The following is a 16,634-nucleotide window of genomic DNA, read 5'->3' as shown; positions in this document are numbered from 1 at the left end:
GTTTTTTTAATTTTTTTACTATTTTTACACTCGGAACCAATACATTTGCTTTTTTGGCACCGTTTTAGCTCAGAAGCCTGGAAGAAAAATAAGTTCAAAACCTTAACCCAACGGACAAACCATATCGTTTATATGAAAAAGTTGATGTTATTTTTTTGTGCTACATTGTTCACTTCCGGCATAGCTTTTGCTCAACACAAGACTGCAAAAAAGAGTAAGCATACTGTTACAAAGACAGTAGTTGCTCCGGAACCCGTAAAGGGCGCTTTTGAACAAAATTTTGCAGGCATTACAAATGCTAAATGGAGTAAAGGTAGTTCAGGCAACTGGACAGCCAATTTTTCCAAAGACGACATAAAAACAGCCGCAGAATATTCGGCAAACGGAAACTGGATAGCTACCCGCAGTGAATACAAGGCAGATCAGCTGCCGGAATCCGTAACCACAACTTTAAAAGAAAAATATCCGACCGCCGTTTTAAAAGATGGCTGGAAGATAGAAAGAGCAGATGTAGCTGCTTACTATAAAGTGAATATTCAGGATAATGGTACAGAAAAGTCGGTTTTGATTAATGAAGCCGGTACCGTTACAGAATAACTACAGTATTCAATAGTATTTCATAGGTATAGGGATAAATAGGACAGACCCTGCTCTTTTGGGCGGGGTTTTCTTTTTTATGCGGTAATAGCAGTTTTTTTGCAGCAATGGCAGCTGCCTTCCGGCGCTCAGCGCGGGAATATTATGTGCGTAAGCCGCAAAGGCAGCGGAACCATTTGGTTTTCCCGCGCCAGGTGAGGAGAAAGCCGTGCCAGCCATTGTAAAAGCACTATGCCGGAAAGCCGGTCTAAAAGCCACAGATGGGCATTAAGAGCTGTGAGGCAACGTCCTCCACTTATCAAATCCGTTATATATACGAAACCTGTACGCTGCAGGCAATTGTTTTACAACCAGGTTAGGTCAAATGTGTTGTATATACAAAAAGCCACCGTTGTATTAGACGGTGGCTTTTTTGTATGATGGCGGGAAACTCACCGGCAATATGCACTAAGGTCAATGGTGTTTGATAATGTGCAAGAATGTATGGCTTTACTCACTTATTGCCTGGTAAGTCTCCCTCCAATGGTCAAATCTGATAAGGAAGCTTATAAAATCGGGATAGATATCTGCCGATCGTGATACAAAGAAACGCCAAATTATGTGGATGAGCTTACGAGATCGGGAAAAGAAATGATCGAAAAGGGAAAAGCTTGGAACGGTGTGAAATGCTTGCCCTTTACAACGGCATTTTATGGTTTCCCGGCGGGCATAAACGTAAAACAGGTATAACTACAGGGCCATTTGGTTTGCCGGAGGCGCTGTAAAAACGTAAAATGTAATCTAACGGTGAACGTAACTACAGCGGCATTTAGGACAAGATCTTCGCATTAAAGCTAAAACCTAAGTGCAGCACAGATATAGATCGCAGGGGATAAAGGCACCTGGATAAACACTATTCGCGGCTTAGCGCAGCAGCAGCTCGCAGGGTTTTAAACCGGTGTGCTTTTTAAAGGCAGTAGAAAAGTGGGAAATACAGGAATAGCCCATGAGAATAGCTACATCGGAAACAGACATGCCTTTTTCATACAGCAGGCCCCGGGCCTTTTCCATGCGCTCTTTCTGAAAATAATCATAAATAGTAGTGCCATACATGGCCTTAAAGCCTTTTTTCAGGTAGCACTCATTCATGGCAACCCGGCGGGCCAGGTCGCGGATAGTAATGGGCGCATCCAGCTGCTCCAGCAGAATGCTCCGGGCCTTTTCAATCTTTTCCCGGTCTTCCATCTGGGTAAGAAAACGGCAGCCATAGCGCTCCTCCGTATCATTTTGCATAAACTGGTCGGAGCTGAACAACAGCAGCTCCAGCGCCTTGCTTTGCAGGAAAATATGCTTCAGCACCCCTTCGTAGTTATGATGCACCATCTGCTCCAGCACGTTTTTAGACCGGGTGCAGGGCTGTATGGTTTTTACAAAAGGCTTACGGGATTGTAATTCAAATAAGGTGGTGTTGGTGGCGCCTTTCTGAAGGGATTGTATAAAAGCGGGCTGAAAACGCACGGTAATCATATCTACCGACGCTACTTTATCATGGCAGTCGCTATGCTGGCCTTTCACACACAGCTGGTCCGTACAGGCGGGGTTTTGGCAGTACCGGTTACCGGCTACGCAGTAGCGCAGCTCCACGGCGGCGGACTGGCCTCTTTTGGCCGGCTGGTACACTACCATTGCCACATCCTCTACCGGCAGGGGTTTATCGTAAGTGAAGCGCTGCAGGGTAAAATCAAGGCAATCAGGCACATTGATAATGTCCTCTTCTGCCAATTGCAGCTGGTCGCTCATGGCGGGCTGCGGAATGGCCAGTGATAATATGTCCTGTAGCTCCTTCATCTCCAATTAACTGTAAGTAAAAACCTCACAAATTTAGGTATTCACGTTTATTTAACAAATTAGCCCGGGAACAATGACAATAGAGTGATAGTTGTGGAATAAAATACCCGGCCGGTCTTTACCGGTTATAATAAATGCTATTGGTATAGATTTAGCATCTTTAATGACATGAAGAAATCCGCCGGCCTGCAAAAATTTTTAAAAATATTCCTCATTATCATAGGGGCGTTAGTGTTAGTAGTGATAGGCACTGGTTTATACCTTAGCCGGCACTGGAGCAACCAGCTACGCAGCCAGTTAAAGGAGTACACTACGGAAATGTCTGACAGCCTGTATATTCTTAATTATAAGCAGGTAAGGCTGAATATACTGAGCGGCAGCCTTACGATTGACAGTGTAAGCCTGGTAAGAGATACGGCGGTATATCACCGTTTGCAGCAGCAGCAAAAGGCCCCTGCCATGTTATATGCCTTTAGCGCCAACCGGGTGTCGGTTCAGTTCTTCAAAGCCTGGCGCTATTTTATAAAAAAGGAATTAAGCGCGGGATCGCTGGTGCTGGAAAAGCCCAGCATTGTGCTGGAGCAAAACACCCGGAATATAGATACCAGCCGGCACCGGTCTGCATACGAAAACCTGTCGCGCCACATTAAGTCCTTGTCCATAGGCGCATTGAAGCTGGACAGCACTAACCTGAAATACACGTATGTGAAAAAAGACAGCGGTTTAATTATTACCCAGCTGCACCGGCTAAGTATACACGTAAAAGACCTGCTTATAGACTCTGTAGCTATAGAAGATCCCTCCCGGTTCCTGTATGCGCGTAACTACGAGCTGCACCTGAAGGCGTACCGGCACCGCACCAGGGACAGCCTGTACTGGATGATTGTACGGGATGTAAGCTATAATGCCGCGGAACGAACGCTGCACCTGGGACAGTTCCAGGTGGAGCCGCGTTACAACAAGGCTGCATTTGACCGGAAAGTGCGCTACCAGCGCGACCGCTATGATGTGCAGCTGAACGATATTCTTGTGCAGGAGCTGCAGCCCCAGGCCCTGCTGCAGGAGCAGCAGCTATGGGCGCAGCATGTGGAGATAGGGAACGGCAGCATAGCCATTTACCATAACCGCAGCCTGCCAACTGCGCCCGGCACCCGCCTGGGACAGTTTCCGCACCAGCTGCTGCTAAAACTGCCGGTACCCGTGTATGTAGATACGCTGGTGGGTAAAAAAGTGCAGCTTTCCTATGCAGAGGTAAACCCTAAATCACAGGAAACGGGCACGCTGCTGTTCAGAAATGTGCATGGTGTTTTCAGGAATATTACCAATATAGATACGATGATAGCAAAAAATAAGCACCTGGTGGCCGATATGGATGCGCTGTTTATGCAAACGGGCAAGTTGCGGGCGCGGTTTGACTTTTTCCTGGGCGATACCACCGGCCGCTTTGCCATTACCGGACAATTAAAAAATATGGACGGACGGCAGCTAACACCGGTAACGCGGCCGCTGGCGCTGGTAGAGATAAAATCGGCCGCCATACATGACCTTACCTTCAGCATGGAGGGTAACGAGCGGGCAGCTACGGGGCAGGTGAAGTTTATATATGATCATTTGAAGATCAACATCCTCAAAAAAGATGATGATACGCACCAGCTGAAGCGGAAAGGTTTAATGAGCCTGTTTGCCAATGTGCTTGCCATAAATGACAGCAACCCGCCAGGTGATGGCAAGGTTAAGGTGGTGCATACCCAGTACACGCGCGATCCAAAAAAGTCGTTCTTTAACCTGGTTTGGAAAACCCTTTTTACCGGGATAAAAGAAACAGCTATTGCCGCCAACATTAAGCTGTAAAAAAACGAAATGCGCATACCCGGTTTAATAACCGAAAAATCCGATATTTCACCCGGATAGGTATTTTAGTTGTACACTATCTATTCACACATTTAATGCTGCTGTTAATCCGCACCCCAAAAAGGCATCCATACCGCCTAAAAACCGCCTGTTTTTTATTGAAATAAGGCTCATTTTCCGTATATTTGCACAATTCACGACACAATTAATCAATTAGCATTTTTACATCAAGATATGAGCGAAGAATTAGCCCAAGTAATTGCCGCCACTAACAGCTATGATGCCGATAGTATTCAGGTATTAGAAGGTTTGGAAGCCGTGCGCAAGCGCCCGGCCATGTACATAGGCGATATTGGCGTAAAGGGGTTGCACCACCTGGTGTATGAAGTAGTAGATAATGCCATAGATGAAGCGCTGGCCGGCTTTTGTAAGAATATAGAGGTTACTATTTGCGAAGATAATTCCATCCGCGTAAAGGATGATGGGCGCGGCATTCCTACAGGCATGAATACCAAAGAAGGCCGTTCTGCGCTGGAGGTGGTAATGACCGTGTTACACGCCGGCGGTAAGTTTGATAAAAACACCTATAAGGTATCGGGCGGTTTGCACGGGGTAGGTGTAAGCTGCGTAAACGCATTAAGCACGATGCTGCATGTAACCGTGTACCGCGATGGAAAAATATTTGAGCAGGAGTATCACCGCGGCGTGCCGCAGTATGCGGTGCGTGAAATAGGGCCGTCCGATGATACCGGCACCATTGTGCACTTTAAGCCCGACAATGAAATTTTCAAGGAAACCACTTACAACCGTGAAATACTGGCCGGGCGCCTGCGTGAGCTGGCCTACCTGAACCGGAAAATAAAGATTGAGCTGATAGATGATCGCGAAAAAGACGATGCCGGCAATAGCCTCAGCGAAACTTTTTATAGTGAAGGCGGTATCCTGGAATTTGTGCAAATGCTGGACCGCAACGGCCGCCGCAACTCGCTGATGCCTGCACCTATATTTATAGAAGCGCACGATGCCGCATCTAACGTAGCAGTAGAAGTAGCGCTGCAGTATAACGACTCTTTCAGCGAAAACATTTTCTCTTACGTTAATAACATTAATACTATAGAAGGCGGTACACATGTAGCCGGCTTCCGCCGCGCCATTACCCGCGTGTTCAAAAGCTATGGCGATAAGAACAAGCTGTTTGAAAAATCGAAGATAGAGGTAACCGGCGATGACTTCCGTGAAGGGCTGAGCGCCATTGTAAGCGTAAAAGTACCGGAGCCGCAGTTTGAAGGCCAAACCAAAACCAAGCTGGGTAACTCCGATGTAATGGGTGTGGTGGACAGTGCCGTAGCTGATGTGCTGAACGCTTACCTGGAAGAGCACCCGCGGGAAGCCAAAGTAGTCATTAACAAAGTAGTACTGGCTGCGCAGGCCCGCGAAGCTGCGCGTAAAGCCCGGCAGCTGGTGCAGCGCAAAAGCGTATTAACCGGCAGCGGCTTACCCGGTAAGCTGGCCGACTGCTCTGAAAACGATCCTGAAAAATGTGAGCTGTACCTGGTGGAAGGTGACTCCGCGGGTGGTACTGCCAAGCAGGGCCGCAACCGCGCTTTCCAGGCTATATTACCGTTAAGGGGTAAAATCCTGAACGTGGAAAAAGCCATGGAGCACAAGATTTATGAGAACGAAGAGATCAAGAATATATTTACCGCGCTGGGTGTAACCATTGGTACAGAAGAAGATGATAAAGCGCTGAACCTTTCCAAGCTGCGGTATCACAAACTGATCATCATGACGGATGCCGACGTAGACGGCAGCCACATTGCCACCCTGATACTTACATTCGTATTCCGGTATATGAAAGCACTGGTAGAGCAAGGTTATGTATACATTGCGCAACCGCCTTTATACCTGGTAAAGAAAGGCAAGGAACAGGAATATGCGTGGACGGAAGAGCAGCGTAAAGCTGCGGTAGCCCGCATAGCCGGCGAAGGCAAGGAAGACAGCGTTATGATACAGCGTTATAAAGGTTTGGGTGAAATGAACGCAGAGCAGCTGTGGGAAACTACCCTGAACCCCGACAACCGTACCCTGAAGCAGGTAACTATTGAAAGCGCTGCAGAAGCAGACCGCGTATTCAGCATGCTGATGGGGGATGAAGTACCGCCGCGCAGGGAATTTATTGAGTCCCACGCCAAATACGCTAAAATTGACGCTTAATACGTATAGTTTTTAACGTTATAAACAAACCCCGGGCAGCTACCCGGGGTTTGTGCTTTTACAAGCCTGCTTTATATTACCGCTTCAGCTAAATGCCATAACCGGTACAGCAACAGCCAGTTATGCAAACTCATCAGTTATAATCCCCTACAGATAGCTATTTTAGGAGAAATAAAAAACCTAAATCAATTTAGCAAAGGCAGTTTGTTGATTATCAAAAAACTATATGAAAAACCATTATTTTACTAAAAAAACTTATAGATTATTTATATAATTTATTGCATTTCTTCCTATCTTGCAGTCAGATTTATACCTATACCGAAAGCGATAAACCTATACCTATGAAATTATTCCAAGTGGCAGCCATGCTAGTGGTTGTTGCAATGATTTTCAGCGCGTGTGACAAGAAAGAAGATCAACCGGCATCGGTATTTTCCTTTACGTTTGATGGTAAGCAATATGTGTCCAGCGGCACCTCTGCTTTTTATACAGATACCGTGATTACCGGCAAAAAAACACTGGTAATTGATGGTGTCACCAATAATTTTAAAGAGCATATGCAGCTAATGATCACCTCCCCTGATGGTGAAATGCCGGTTGGCACTTATGGCGGAGCAGCTGCAGCGCTGATGCCTGTGCTGGACTCTACAGAGGCTGGTTATATAGGAACCGCAATAGACGTTGAAATTACAAGCATTAATAGTGAACGTGCCGAAGGTACTTTTCACGGCACTTTAATAAAAGATGGTGAAACAGAAAAGCCATTAACGGACGGGACTTTTAAAGTCAATATTGATTAAATCATCGTTTTTTTTGAAATCTTTTTCCATCGGCATGCCCCGCCTTTCCAGGCGGGGCTTTTTAATTACTTAACAGGCATTGCCTGTGGCCATCTGCGTCCCATTTTTTTAAATACGTGATGATTATCGTTGCTATGAGTACGTATGTATAAGCTGCGGGACTGCCGTTTTTTCCACATCCATCCTAATACGCCGGCAGCAATTGCAATGCCCAGTCCAATACCTTTTAACAAAACAGTGGACTCAACTGTATGATCTCCGAGTTTTATCTGACTACGCATAACATAACGTTTTGGTGACGCTTATTTTTGTACCAAAACAATGCCATGCTGTAAGGCACAGCATGGCATACATTGCTCAGAAAATACCGGTTATTTAATGGCAAACACTGTTCTCACCTCTGCCCGGATCTTAATGGTTTTAAAATCTATATCGCTTACAGCAGCTTCATTGGCCACCCGCGCCTTTGCCATATATGTATTCACCTGGTATGGTCTTATATCATCACTGTAGTTATCGGTATTAATATCCTGTACTTCCAGCACGTTGCCAATATTTTCATCAATAGCGCCTAACAGGTAAGCAGCTTTTGCTTTTGCAGCCTGTATGGCTTTCATTTTTACTTCACGGCGGTACGCTTCCATTTTGCTGTGCGTAAAGGAGGCAATATTTACGCTGGAAATGCCCTCCTCATCTACTGCAGCCAGTATAATATTGGTTTTATCCAGCCTGTTAAGCTTTAAGCGATATTTCTTTTCTGCCAGGAAATCAGGATCGTTCTTCTTTTTACCACGCCACCAGTCGGGGTTATAACCAAACACGTTTTCAATGGTCAGGTTTTCTTTGGGAATACCTGCATTGGCAACCGCCTGCTGCAGCTGTTTTTCCAGCGTGCTAATATCTACCTTATTGGTTTTATTCCTGGATTGATAGTACTCTTTCAGCGTAATACTGAGGTAAATTTCATCCGGGGTGATCTCCATTTCCGCGGAGCCGTTTACCTCTATTTTCCGTACCGGAGGCTTATTATCTGTTTGCTGTGCCCAGGTGCTTACTGTTAACAATAATCCGGCTAATAATAACATTACCTTTTTCATATGCATGTATTTGTGTTAAGAGATTATGTTGCTTTTTACAACAGCATGATGCAGGTTTTATGGGGTATTCCATAAAGGGCATAAAAATTTTTTTGCTGATGCTACGGAGAGTGGAACGTATGAGCGGGCCGGATGTTACAGCGGGGGTTATTGCCGTGCGTCTTCCATAGCTTTGAGGAAATTGTACAGGTCTGTCATAGAGCGGATGCGCTCTACCACCAGCATAAAGTTTTTGCCTACCTGTCTTAAACGGGCATTGTTTACGCGCGTTTGCACATAATTCAGTATATGGTTAAATGTGGGAGATTCAAAGTAAGGAGAGTCCGGGTTGTTAATGAAGTAACAGCGCAGGGTTTCTTCTTTCAGCATCATTTTTTCAAAGCCCAGGGCTATGGCCATCCAGCGGCAGCGTATCATGGTCAGCAGGTCTGCTACCGGCGGGGGCATAGGTCCAAAGCGGTCCTGCAGGCCGGCCGTAAATTCCTTCAGCTTATCTTCCAGGGTAATATTATCCAGCTCCTGGTACAGGTTTAAACGTTCCTGGATGCTTTCCACATAGCTGTCGGGTATCAGTATTTCCAGGTCGGTATCAATGGTACAGTCGCTTACAAAATCCTTTTTCTGCTCCAGCTGTTCCTTAAACAGGTCGCGGAACTCGTTTTGCTTCAGCTCGCGGATGGCTTCGTCCAGTATTTTCTGGTACATATCAAAACCTATTTCCGCTACAAAGCCGCTTTGCTCGGCGCCCAGCAGGTTACCGGCGCCGCGTATGTCCAGGTCGCGCATAGAGATCTGGAAACCGCTGCCAAGCTCACTGTGCTGCTCCAGCGTTTGCAGGCGTTTACGGCTGTCGGGCGGCAAGGTGCTTATGGGCGGCGCCAGCAGGTAGCAAAACGCCTTTTTATTGCTGCGGCCCACGCGCCCGCGCAGCTGGTGCAGATCGCTTAAACCAAAATGATGGGCGTTATTAATGATGATGGTATTGGCATTGGGAATATCTACCCCGCTTTCTACAATGTTGGTGCATACCAGTACATCGTATTTACGGTCAATAAAATCCAGTATCACCTCTTCCAGCTTATGGCCTTCCATTTGGCCATGCGCGGTAGCTATGGCCAGGTCGGGGCAAAGGCCGCGTATGAGCGTGGCCATTTCACCCAGCCCGTGCACGCGGTTATATACAAAATACACCTGCCCGCCGCGTTCTGTTTCAAAGTAAATGGCATCACGTATCAGGTCGTGGTCAAATACGTGCACTTCTGTTTCAATTGCCTGGCGGTTAGGCGGCGGCGTATTAATAATGGAAAGGTCGCGCGCACCCATAAGGGAAAACTGCAGCGTGCGCGGTATAGGCGTAGCTGTTAGAGTAAGCGTATCTACATTCACTTTTATCTGCTTCAGCTTTTCTTTGGCTGATACGCCAAACTTCTGCTCCTCATCCACTATCAGCACACCCAGGTCTTTAAACTTCACATCTTTGCTCAGCAGGGCATGTGTGCCTACAATAATATCTATTTTCCCTTCCTCCAGCTTTTTCAGGGTTTCCTTTTTTTCTTTGGCCGATTTAAAGCGGTTCAGGTAATCAACCGTGCAGGGGAAATCCTTCAGGCGCTCCGAAAATGTTTTATAATGCTGAAAGGCCAGTATGGTGGTGGGCACCAGTATAGCGGCCTGCTTACCATCTACCAGGCTTTTAAAGGCGGCGCGCACCGCCACTTCTGTTTTACCAAAACCTACATCGCCACACACCAGGCGGTCCATAGGATGGGGCGATTCCATATCGCGCTTCACATCGGCAGTGGCCTTGCTTTGGTCCGGCGTATCGTCATAAATGAAAGAAGCTTCCAGCTCTGTTTGCAGGTAAGTGTCGGGCGAGTGGGCAAAGCCCTGCTGCGCCTTACGTGCGGCATACAGGCGTATGAGGTCTTTTGCTATATCCTTTACCTGTGTTTTGGCCTTTTCTTTCAGCTTATCCCAGGCATCGCTGCCCAGCTTATTCACGCGCGGCTCTACCCCTTCCTTGCCGGTGTATTTACTGATCTTGTGCAGGGAGTTAATGTTCACATACAGCAGGTCGTTGTTCTTGTAAATAATGCGGATGGCTTCCTGCATTTTACCGCCCACTTCAATTTTCTGCAGGCCGCTGTACATGCCTACCCCATGATCAATATGCGTTACAAAATCACCTGCCTGCAGCTCCCGCAGGGTTTTCATGGTAATAGCCTTATTCTTGTTATAAGCCTGCTTTACCTTGTACTTGTGGTAGCGCTGGAATATCTGGTGATCTGTATAGCATACCAGTTTTAAGGTATGATCAATAAACCCGTGGCTGATAGCCACCGGTATGGGATAAAAAACAAACTCCGCCTTAAGATCCTCAAAAATGCTGCGCAGCCGCTCCAGCTGGCGGGCATTATCTGCAAATATGAATAGCGTGTAGTTGTTACTGTTATGGCGGCCGAGGTCTTTTATCAGCAGCTCAAACTGCCGGTTAAACACGGGCTGCTCCTGCGTGCTAAAGGCAATCACCTTTGCCGGCCGGCCGGTTTCCTGCCACCACTGACGGTTACCGAACACAATGCAGTGGCGCTGCAGCAGCTGCTCCATGAGCACGGATGCTTTTACAAAATCATCCTCCGCCAGCGTCATGTCCTCATCTTCATCCACCTTTACCTTGTTGCCGGTTTGCAGCCAGTCACCCAGGCGCTGCTCCATTTGCTGCACTACTTCCTGCACATAGCCCGGATCTTTCATCCACACAACGGTATTCTCCGGCAAAAAGTCGGGAAGCGATGTTTTCTGATGATCCACCGCATGGGTGTCCATGTTGGCAATCAGCGTTACCTGGTTAAGCTTACGCTCACTCAGCTGGCTTTCGGGATCAAACAGGCGGATGGAGTCTATATCTTCCCCGAACAGCTCTATGCGGTAGGGTTTATCATTACCAAAGGAATAAATATCCACAATACCGCCGCGTACCGCGTACTGGCCAGGTTCATATACAAAATCGGTGTAGTGAAAGCCCCAGTTTACCAGCTTTTCCAACAGCTCATCTACCTTCAGCACATCGCCTACCTTTAGCTGCACCATGTTGGTATTAAAGGCGGCGGAACCGGCTACTTTTTCCCACAGGGCTTCGGGATAGGTAACCAGTATTTTTTTTCGTACAGCTCCGCCGGAAAATTTCATGAGCGCTTCTGTACGCAGCATGCTATGGCTGCTGTTAAGCTCCTGGAACTGGCCGGTTTTTTTGAAAGAGTCGGGGAAATAAAAAATATCCAGGGCCTGGCTCAGCTGCTCAAGGTCGTTATGAAAATAGGCTGCCTCTTCCTTATCGTTTAAAATAAAAAGGTGGTTGGCATTTTCCATATGCTGCCAGGAGGTTACCGCCAGAAAGCTTACGGAGCTGCCGGTAAGGCCAGTTAGCTGAAAATATTGCGGAGCGGGCATATGTAGCCCCTTCACCAGCTCCTGCAGGCGGGTATCTCGTTGAAAAAGCTGTAAAACACCCTGTAGATTCATGAAGGGTGCAAAGATAAGAAAAAAATGGACCACAGCCCAGCGTTCACGTGCTAATATGCCGCCAGGGCGCACGTACAGGCATTACACTATCAGCTATTTTCCTTACATTTAGTATAAAACAACGCCATATGCCGGAGCAATGGTATAAAGGTTATGTTACCAAAATTGTAGATGAAACCTACAATACCCGCCGCTTCTGGATACGTATACCGGATATGGACCTTTTTGATTTTAAGCCCGGGCAATTTGTTACCCTTGACCTGCCCATTCACGAGAACAAGCATAAACGCTGGCGCAGCTATTCCATTGCATCGCACCCCAACGGCAGCAATGAAATAGAGCTGGTGATTGTGCTGCTGGAAGGCGGCGCCGGCACCACCTACCTGTTCAACGAGATAAAGGAAGGCAGCGAGCTATTGCTGCGCGGGCCCCTGGGCGTATTTACGCTGCCGGCCGAACTGGATAAAGACCTGTACCTGATATGCACCGGTACCGGTATTGCGCCGTTCCGCTCTATGGCGTATTATATTCACCAGCATAACATTCCGCATAAGAACATTTACCTGATTTACGGCAGCCGTTACATAAAAGACCTGTTATACCCGGGTGAAATGGAGCAGCTGCAGGCGGCGCTGCCGGGGTTTTATTATATACCCACCCTATCCCGCGAAGAAAGCGCCGGCTGGACCGGGCGTAAGGGTTATGTACATACTATTTACGAGGAAATGCTGGCGGCTGAAAAACCCCCTGCCAACTTTTTCCTTTGCGGCTGGAAAAATATGATTGAAGAAGCCAAGCAGCGTATACTGGCTATGGGGTACGACCGTAAAGCCATACACCAGGAACTGTACGGGTAGCCGTATCAGAAAGCAAGACCAATACTCCCTTCGGCCCAGGGAACAGGATAGCCGCCGTATTCCGTTAAAGATACAATGGGCGTAAAGCCCACCTTCCACATTAAATGATTATTAAAGTAGTAGTGCCGGTAGGCCACCGAAGGGCAGGCCAGCCACGCGGAGCTGGTGGTGCGGCTGTCGAACCAGAGGGCATCGCCATCTACATAAGTGAAGCCAACGCCCACCTCCAGCCGGCCACCACGGTCGGCCTTACCAAACAGGTAGTTGAGGCCAAAGGGAATGGTAAGATGGGCAGGATGACGATTGTTGATGTTCCGGCTTTCATCCCCGGAATAGTGGCTCTCTGTATACCCCAATGTACTGCCCACGCCTATACGAACGCCTACGCCAAGATAATTGGGCTGGAAACGTACATCGTAATGGAGAGAATAGAAATTACCAGGCCCCATCAGGCTGAAATAAACGGAATTATACCCCTTTAGCTCATTCGATTGGACGGTGGTTTGTGCGTGTACAGCGCCGCATAACAGCAGCAATACAACAGAACAGTAACATTTCACAGTCATAGGTTCAAAGGATTAGGTTATAGCTAAAATAAACAAATCCTGATGAACCTCGTTCATAAAAGTTACAGAACGGCTTTTAATACCCTGTCTTTTACTTCACTGAGCGGTATACGCTCCTGCTCCATGTTGTCGCGGTAGCGGATGGTAACGGTATTATCCTCTTTTGTCTGGTGATCGATGGTTACGCAAAAAGGCGTGCCAATGGCGTCCTGGCGGCGGTAACGTTTACCAATGCTGTCTTTTTCTTCATAATAGCAGTAAAAGGAAGATTTGCACTGGTCAAACAGCTCATGGGCCAGCTCAGGCAACCCGTCTTTTTTTGTGAGGGGGAAGATGGCCAGCTTAATGGGAGCCAGCTTTGGCGGGAACTTCATTACCACGCGGCTGTCCGGTTTCTCAGGCGTGCCCAGGTCCTGCTCTTCATAGGCGTTGCATACGGTAAGCAGGAACATACGGTCTAACCCGATAGAGGTTTCTATTACGTAAGGGATGTAGTTCTGGTTCACTTCCGGATCAAAGTACTGCAGCTTCTTTTTGCTGTATTCCTGGTGGTTCTTCAGGTCAAAATCCGTACGGCTGTGAATACCTTCCACCTCTTTAAAGCCAATGGGAAAGTCGTACTCAATATCTACCGCTGCATCGGCATAGTGGGCCAGCTTTTCGTGGTCTTTAAAGCGGTAGCGGGCAGGATCTGTACCCAGGCTCAGGTGCCATTTCATACGCTCTTCTTTCCAGTAGGCATACCACTCTTTCTGTGAGCCGGGGCGAATGAAGAACTGCATTTCCATTTGCTCAAACTCGCGCATGCGGAAAATGAACTGGCGGGCTACAATTTCATTACGGAAAGCCTTTCCTATTTGTGCTATGCCGAACGGAATTTTCATGCGGCCGGTTTTCTGCACGTTCAGGAAGTTTACGAAAATACCCTGGGCGGTTTCGGGGCGCAGGTATATTTCGCTGGCCTCATCCGTTACGCTTCCCAGCTGGGTAGAGAACATGAGGTTAAACTGGCGCACGTCCGTCCAGTTACTGGTGCCGCTTACGGTACATTTTATCTTATTGTCTTCTATGAGCTTTTTCAGGCCTGGATAATCATTTTCGTTCAGCAGTTTGTTCATTTGCTGCAACAGCGCTTCTCCGGCTTCGGGCGACAGGGTTTCGGCATGGGCTTCCAGCAGGTGATCTACCCGGTAGCGCTTTTTGCTATCCTTGTTGTCGATCATGGGATCGCTGAAGTTATCCACGTGGCCGGAGGCTTTCCAGGTGGTGGGGTGCATAAAAATGGCAGCATCAATCCCCACGATATTCTCGTGCATTTGCGTCATGCTTTTCCACCAGTAGTCGCGTATATTCTTTTTCAGCTCAGCGCCATACTGGCCATAGTCGTACACGGCGCTCAGCCCGTCGTATATTTCACTGGATGGGAAAACGAAGCCATATTCTTTACAATGCGAAATAATCGCCTGGAATTTATTCTGATCTGTTGCCATAGTGGCGCAAAGATAAGGCGAATGTGAGAATGTGCAAATGTGCGGATATGCAGATGTACAGATGAATTAAAAATCACCTAATGCGTTGATGTTGAACACATTATATTTTCCATCTGCATATTTGCATATCTGCACATCCGCACATCAATTCATTGTTTCCTCCTCTACCTCTACCTGTTTTATCCATACCGCGTAGTCATTGGGGTAAATGCGGGCGCCGAAATGCTGTACATGCACCCGGGTAAATTCCGCACCAAAATACAGGATAGCCGCGGAATAGTATACCCACAGCAGAATAATAACAATGGAGCCGGCGGCGCCGTACGTAGAGCTGATTTTGCTGGCGCCCAGGTAAACGCCAATGGCAAATTTGCCGAGCATGAACAGGATAGCGGTGGCAATGGCGCCTACTATTACATCGCGCCAGCGGATGCGGGCATCGGGCAGCACCTTAAAAATAATGGCAAAAAGTGCGGTAATAACAACAAAGGTAATGGCCCAGTTAAGCAGGTACACAAATATCATGGCCACCTGGGGGAACAGGTTGGCGATATGCTGGTTAAGCAGGCTGATAATACCATTCACCACCAGGGACACCAGCAGTATGAACCCCATGCTTATCACCAGGGAAAAGGACTGCAGGCGGTTCATGATCATACGCACCAGTCCCTTTCCCTTTTTAGGCTTGGATTTTAGCCGCCAGATGGTGTTAATGGAGTCCTGTATTTCAGCGAACACCCCGGTGGCGCCAATAATCAGCGTTACCACGCCTACAATGGTAGCCCAGCTCATATCCTGTGAAAGAGAGGCGTTGCGGATCATTTGCTGTACCTGTATGGCGGCGTCGCTGCCTACCAGGTCTTTTATCTGGCTGTATAATGTGCCTTCTATGGCTTCCCGGCCCAGGAAAAGGTCGCAGAAAAAAATGATCACAATCAGCATGGGCGCTACTGAAAAGATGGTGTAGTAGGCCAGCGATGCGCTTAGCTTTAGCACTTTATCGTCAATAAAATCGCTGAAGGTTTGCTTTAATATTTCCCAGTAGGTTTTTATCCCTTTTATGAGCGGCATAAATAAACATTTAGGCTGATAACTATATCCCTTATCTAAAACCATACCTGTAAGGGCGGGGTCATGCAGGCGTTATTTCAGTTTTTCGTTCTGCTGGTGGCGCAGCGCATCGCGGATGTTCTTTTTATCGAAGTTCTTTTCCAGGGCTACGGTCATATCAATACCGGTTTGGTTGGCAATGCACAGCAGCACCCATAATACATCAGCCAGCTCGTCGGCCAGCTCTTTCTTTTTGTCGGTTTCTTTTGAGGACTGATCGCCGTACCGGCGGGCCATTATACGCGCTACCTCACCTACTTCTTCCGTTAAAATGGCCATATTGGTGAGCTCACTGAAATAGCGCACGCCGGTGGTATTAATCCACTGATCTATTTTTTCCTGTGCTTCCTGTATGGTCATGACAATATTTTTAGTTCCCTTAAAGATAAAGTTTTAAGGGCTGCATAATACCATACCGGGCAGGATCATTTGGGAACAAGAATATTGATAATATTTGCGCAGCTGGTGCAAACCGGCTGGCCGTTAAGGGATAATGTTTTCACCCGGGCACTGCAGCAGTCAACGCCTATGAAATCCATTTGCAGCTTATCTACCGTAGCAGCGGCTCCGGGGTGCACTATGCGCAGGTAAGCCACTTGGGGGATAAGGGGGTTTAACAGATAAGTATCGCCCGCAGCTGTATCTGTAACAATCCTTTTGCCTAGCCGGTTGCGGAGCATCATGGTACAAAGGATTTGACAAT

The 16,634-nt window shown here is 47.5% G+C and carries 14 protein-coding genes; 5 read left to right on the top strand and 9 right to left on the bottom strand.

All coding sequences use genetic code 11. The annotated features are described in order from the left end of the window. Positions 1-132 precede the first annotated feature (132 nt). Positions 133-597 carry a PepSY-like domain-containing protein gene (locus VFS25_RS09775; protein WP_326461953.1) on the top strand — a complete coding sequence of 155 codons (465 nt, stop codon included), beginning with the start codon at positions 133-135 and terminating at the stop codon, positions 595-597. 903 nt (positions 598-1,500) lie between these two features. On the opposite strand, the gene VFS25_RS09770 is transcribed toward VFS25_RS09775, so the two are convergent. Next, on the bottom strand, positions 1,501-2,424 hold the full coding sequence (locus VFS25_RS09770) for an AraC family transcriptional regulator (RefSeq protein WP_326461952.1): 924 nt from the start codon (positions 2,422-2,424) through the stop codon (positions 1,501-1,503). Between the two features lie 168 nt (positions 2,425-2,592). Here VFS25_RS09770 and VFS25_RS09765 point away from each other — a divergent pair, with 168 nt between their 5' ends. From VFS25_RS09765 to VFS25_RS09755, 3 genes are all read left to right on the top strand, one after another. Further along, on the top strand, positions 2,593-4,275 hold the full coding sequence (locus tag VFS25_RS09765) for a hypothetical protein (protein ID WP_326461951.1): 1,683 nt from the start codon (positions 2,593-2,595) through the stop codon (positions 4,273-4,275). A 234-nt stretch (positions 4,276-4,509) separates the two neighbouring features. Then, complete coding sequence (gyrB, locus tag VFS25_RS09760) at positions 4,510-6,489, top strand: DNA topoisomerase (ATP-hydrolyzing) subunit B (RefSeq protein WP_326461950.1); 1,980 nt, start codon at positions 4,510-4,512, stop codon at positions 6,487-6,489. 341 nt (positions 6,490-6,830) lie between these two features. Beyond that, on the top strand, positions 6,831-7,289 hold the full coding sequence (locus tag VFS25_RS09755; protein WP_326461949.1) for a hypothetical protein: 459 nt from the start codon (positions 6,831-6,833) through the stop codon (positions 7,287-7,289). A gap of 65 nt (positions 7,290-7,354) precedes the next feature. On the opposite strand, the gene VFS25_RS09750 is transcribed toward VFS25_RS09755, so the two are convergent. From VFS25_RS09750 to mfd, 3 genes are all read right to left on the bottom strand, one after another. Then, a complete protein-coding gene (locus tag VFS25_RS09750) occupies positions 7,355-7,570 on the bottom strand; it encodes a hypothetical protein (RefSeq protein ID WP_326461948.1) in 216 nt (71 codons plus the stop codon). Positions 7,571-7,660: 90 nt separating this feature from the next. Beyond that, on the bottom strand, positions 7,661-8,386 hold the full coding sequence (locus tag VFS25_RS09745; RefSeq protein ID WP_326461947.1) for an SIMPL domain-containing protein: 726 nt from the start codon (positions 8,384-8,386) through the stop codon (positions 7,661-7,663). Between the two features lie 147 nt (positions 8,387-8,533). Next, entirely contained in the window at positions 8,534-11,908 is a 3,375-nt protein-coding gene (mfd, locus tag VFS25_RS09740) for a transcription-repair coupling factor (protein ID WP_326461946.1), read from the bottom strand. Between the two features lie 128 nt (positions 11,909-12,036). On the opposite strand from mfd, the gene VFS25_RS09735 reads away from it, so the two are divergent. Continuing rightward, the gene (locus VFS25_RS09735; protein ID WP_326461945.1) at positions 12,037-12,765 is read left to right on the top strand and encodes a ferredoxin--NADP reductase; all 729 of its coding nucleotides are present in this window, start codon (positions 12,037-12,039) and stop codon (positions 12,763-12,765) included. 5 nt (positions 12,766-12,770) lie between these two features. On the opposite strand, the gene VFS25_RS09730 is transcribed toward VFS25_RS09735, so the two are convergent. The 5 genes from VFS25_RS09730 to VFS25_RS09710 all read right to left on the bottom strand — a co-directional run bounded on the left by VFS25_RS09730 (position 12,771) and on the right by VFS25_RS09710 (position 16,614). After that, complete coding sequence (locus tag VFS25_RS09730) at positions 12,771-13,331, bottom strand: hypothetical protein (RefSeq protein WP_326461944.1); 561 nt, start codon at positions 13,329-13,331, stop codon at positions 12,771-12,773. A 62-nt stretch (positions 13,332-13,393) separates the two neighbouring features. Then, on the bottom strand, positions 13,394-14,821 hold the full coding sequence (locus VFS25_RS09725; RefSeq protein WP_326461943.1) for a glycine--tRNA ligase: 1,428 nt from the start codon (positions 14,819-14,821) through the stop codon (positions 13,394-13,396). A 144-nt stretch (positions 14,822-14,965) separates the two neighbouring features. After that, positions 14,966-15,892, bottom strand: a complete 927-nt coding sequence (locus VFS25_RS09720; RefSeq protein WP_326461942.1) for a YihY/virulence factor BrkB family protein — start codon at positions 15,890-15,892, stop codon at positions 14,966-14,968. A 72-nt stretch (positions 15,893-15,964) separates the two neighbouring features. After that, a complete protein-coding gene (locus VFS25_RS09715) occupies positions 15,965-16,291 on the bottom strand; it encodes a nucleotide pyrophosphohydrolase (RefSeq protein WP_326461941.1) in 327 nt (108 codons plus the stop codon). Between the two features lie 65 nt (positions 16,292-16,356). Then, the gene (locus VFS25_RS09710) at positions 16,357-16,614 is read right to left on the bottom strand and encodes a hypothetical protein (RefSeq protein WP_326461940.1); all 258 of its coding nucleotides are present in this window, start codon (positions 16,612-16,614) and stop codon (positions 16,357-16,359) included. Positions 16,615-16,634: the final 20 nt, after the last annotated feature.

The organism is Chitinophaga sp., from assembly GCF_035761305.1.
Classification (GTDB): domain Bacteria; phylum Bacteroidota; class Bacteroidia; order Chitinophagales; family Chitinophagaceae; genus Chitinophaga.
The sequence above is the reverse complement of the archived record's forward strand: the minus strand, read 5'-3'. Positions and strand labels throughout refer to the sequence as shown.

Excerpts from the sequence above, each read along its gene's own strand:
- VFS25_RS09775 (WP_326461953.1), top strand. The coding sequence starts at position 133 with ATGAAAAAGTTGATGTTATTTTTTTGTGCTACATTGTTCACTTCCGGC.
- VFS25_RS09770 (WP_326461952.1), bottom strand. The coding sequence starts at position 2,424 with ATGAAGGAGCTACAGGACATATTATCACTGGCCATTCCGCAGCCCGCC.
- VFS25_RS09765 (WP_326461951.1), top strand. The coding sequence starts at position 2,593 with ATGAAGAAATCCGCCGGCCTGCAAAAATTTTTAAAAATATTCCTCATT.
- gyrB (WP_326461950.1), top strand. The coding sequence starts at position 4,510 with ATGAGCGAAGAATTAGCCCAAGTAATTGCCGCCACTAACAGCTATGAT.
- VFS25_RS09755 (WP_326461949.1), top strand. The coding sequence starts at position 6,831 with ATGAAATTATTCCAAGTGGCAGCCATGCTAGTGGTTGTTGCAATGATT.
- VFS25_RS09750 (WP_326461948.1), bottom strand. The coding sequence starts at position 7,570 with ATGCGTAGTCAGATAAAACTCGGAGATCATACAGTTGAGTCCACTGTT.
- VFS25_RS09745 (WP_326461947.1), bottom strand. The coding sequence starts at position 8,386 with ATGAAAAAGGTAATGTTATTATTAGCCGGATTATTGTTAACAGTAAGC.
- mfd (WP_326461946.1), bottom strand. The coding sequence starts at position 11,908 with ATGAATCTACAGGGTGTTTTACAGCTTTTTCAACGAGATACCCGCCTG.
- VFS25_RS09735 (WP_326461945.1), top strand. The coding sequence starts at position 12,037 with ATGCCGGAGCAATGGTATAAAGGTTATGTTACCAAAATTGTAGATGAA.
- VFS25_RS09730 (WP_326461944.1), bottom strand. The coding sequence starts at position 13,331 with ATGACTGTGAAATGTTACTGTTCTGTTGTATTGCTGCTGTTATGCGGC.
- VFS25_RS09725 (WP_326461943.1), bottom strand. The coding sequence starts at position 14,821 with ATGGCAACAGATCAGAATAAATTCCAGGCGATTATTTCGCATTGTAAA.
- VFS25_RS09720 (WP_326461942.1), bottom strand. The coding sequence starts at position 15,892 with ATGCCGCTCATAAAAGGGATAAAAACCTACTGGGAAATATTAAAGCAA.
- VFS25_RS09715 (WP_326461941.1), bottom strand. The coding sequence starts at position 16,291 with ATGACCATACAGGAAGCACAGGAAAAAATAGATCAGTGGATTAATACC.
- VFS25_RS09710 (WP_326461940.1), bottom strand. The coding sequence starts at position 16,614 with ATGATGCTCCGCAACCGGCTAGGCAAAAGGATTGTTACAGATACAGCT.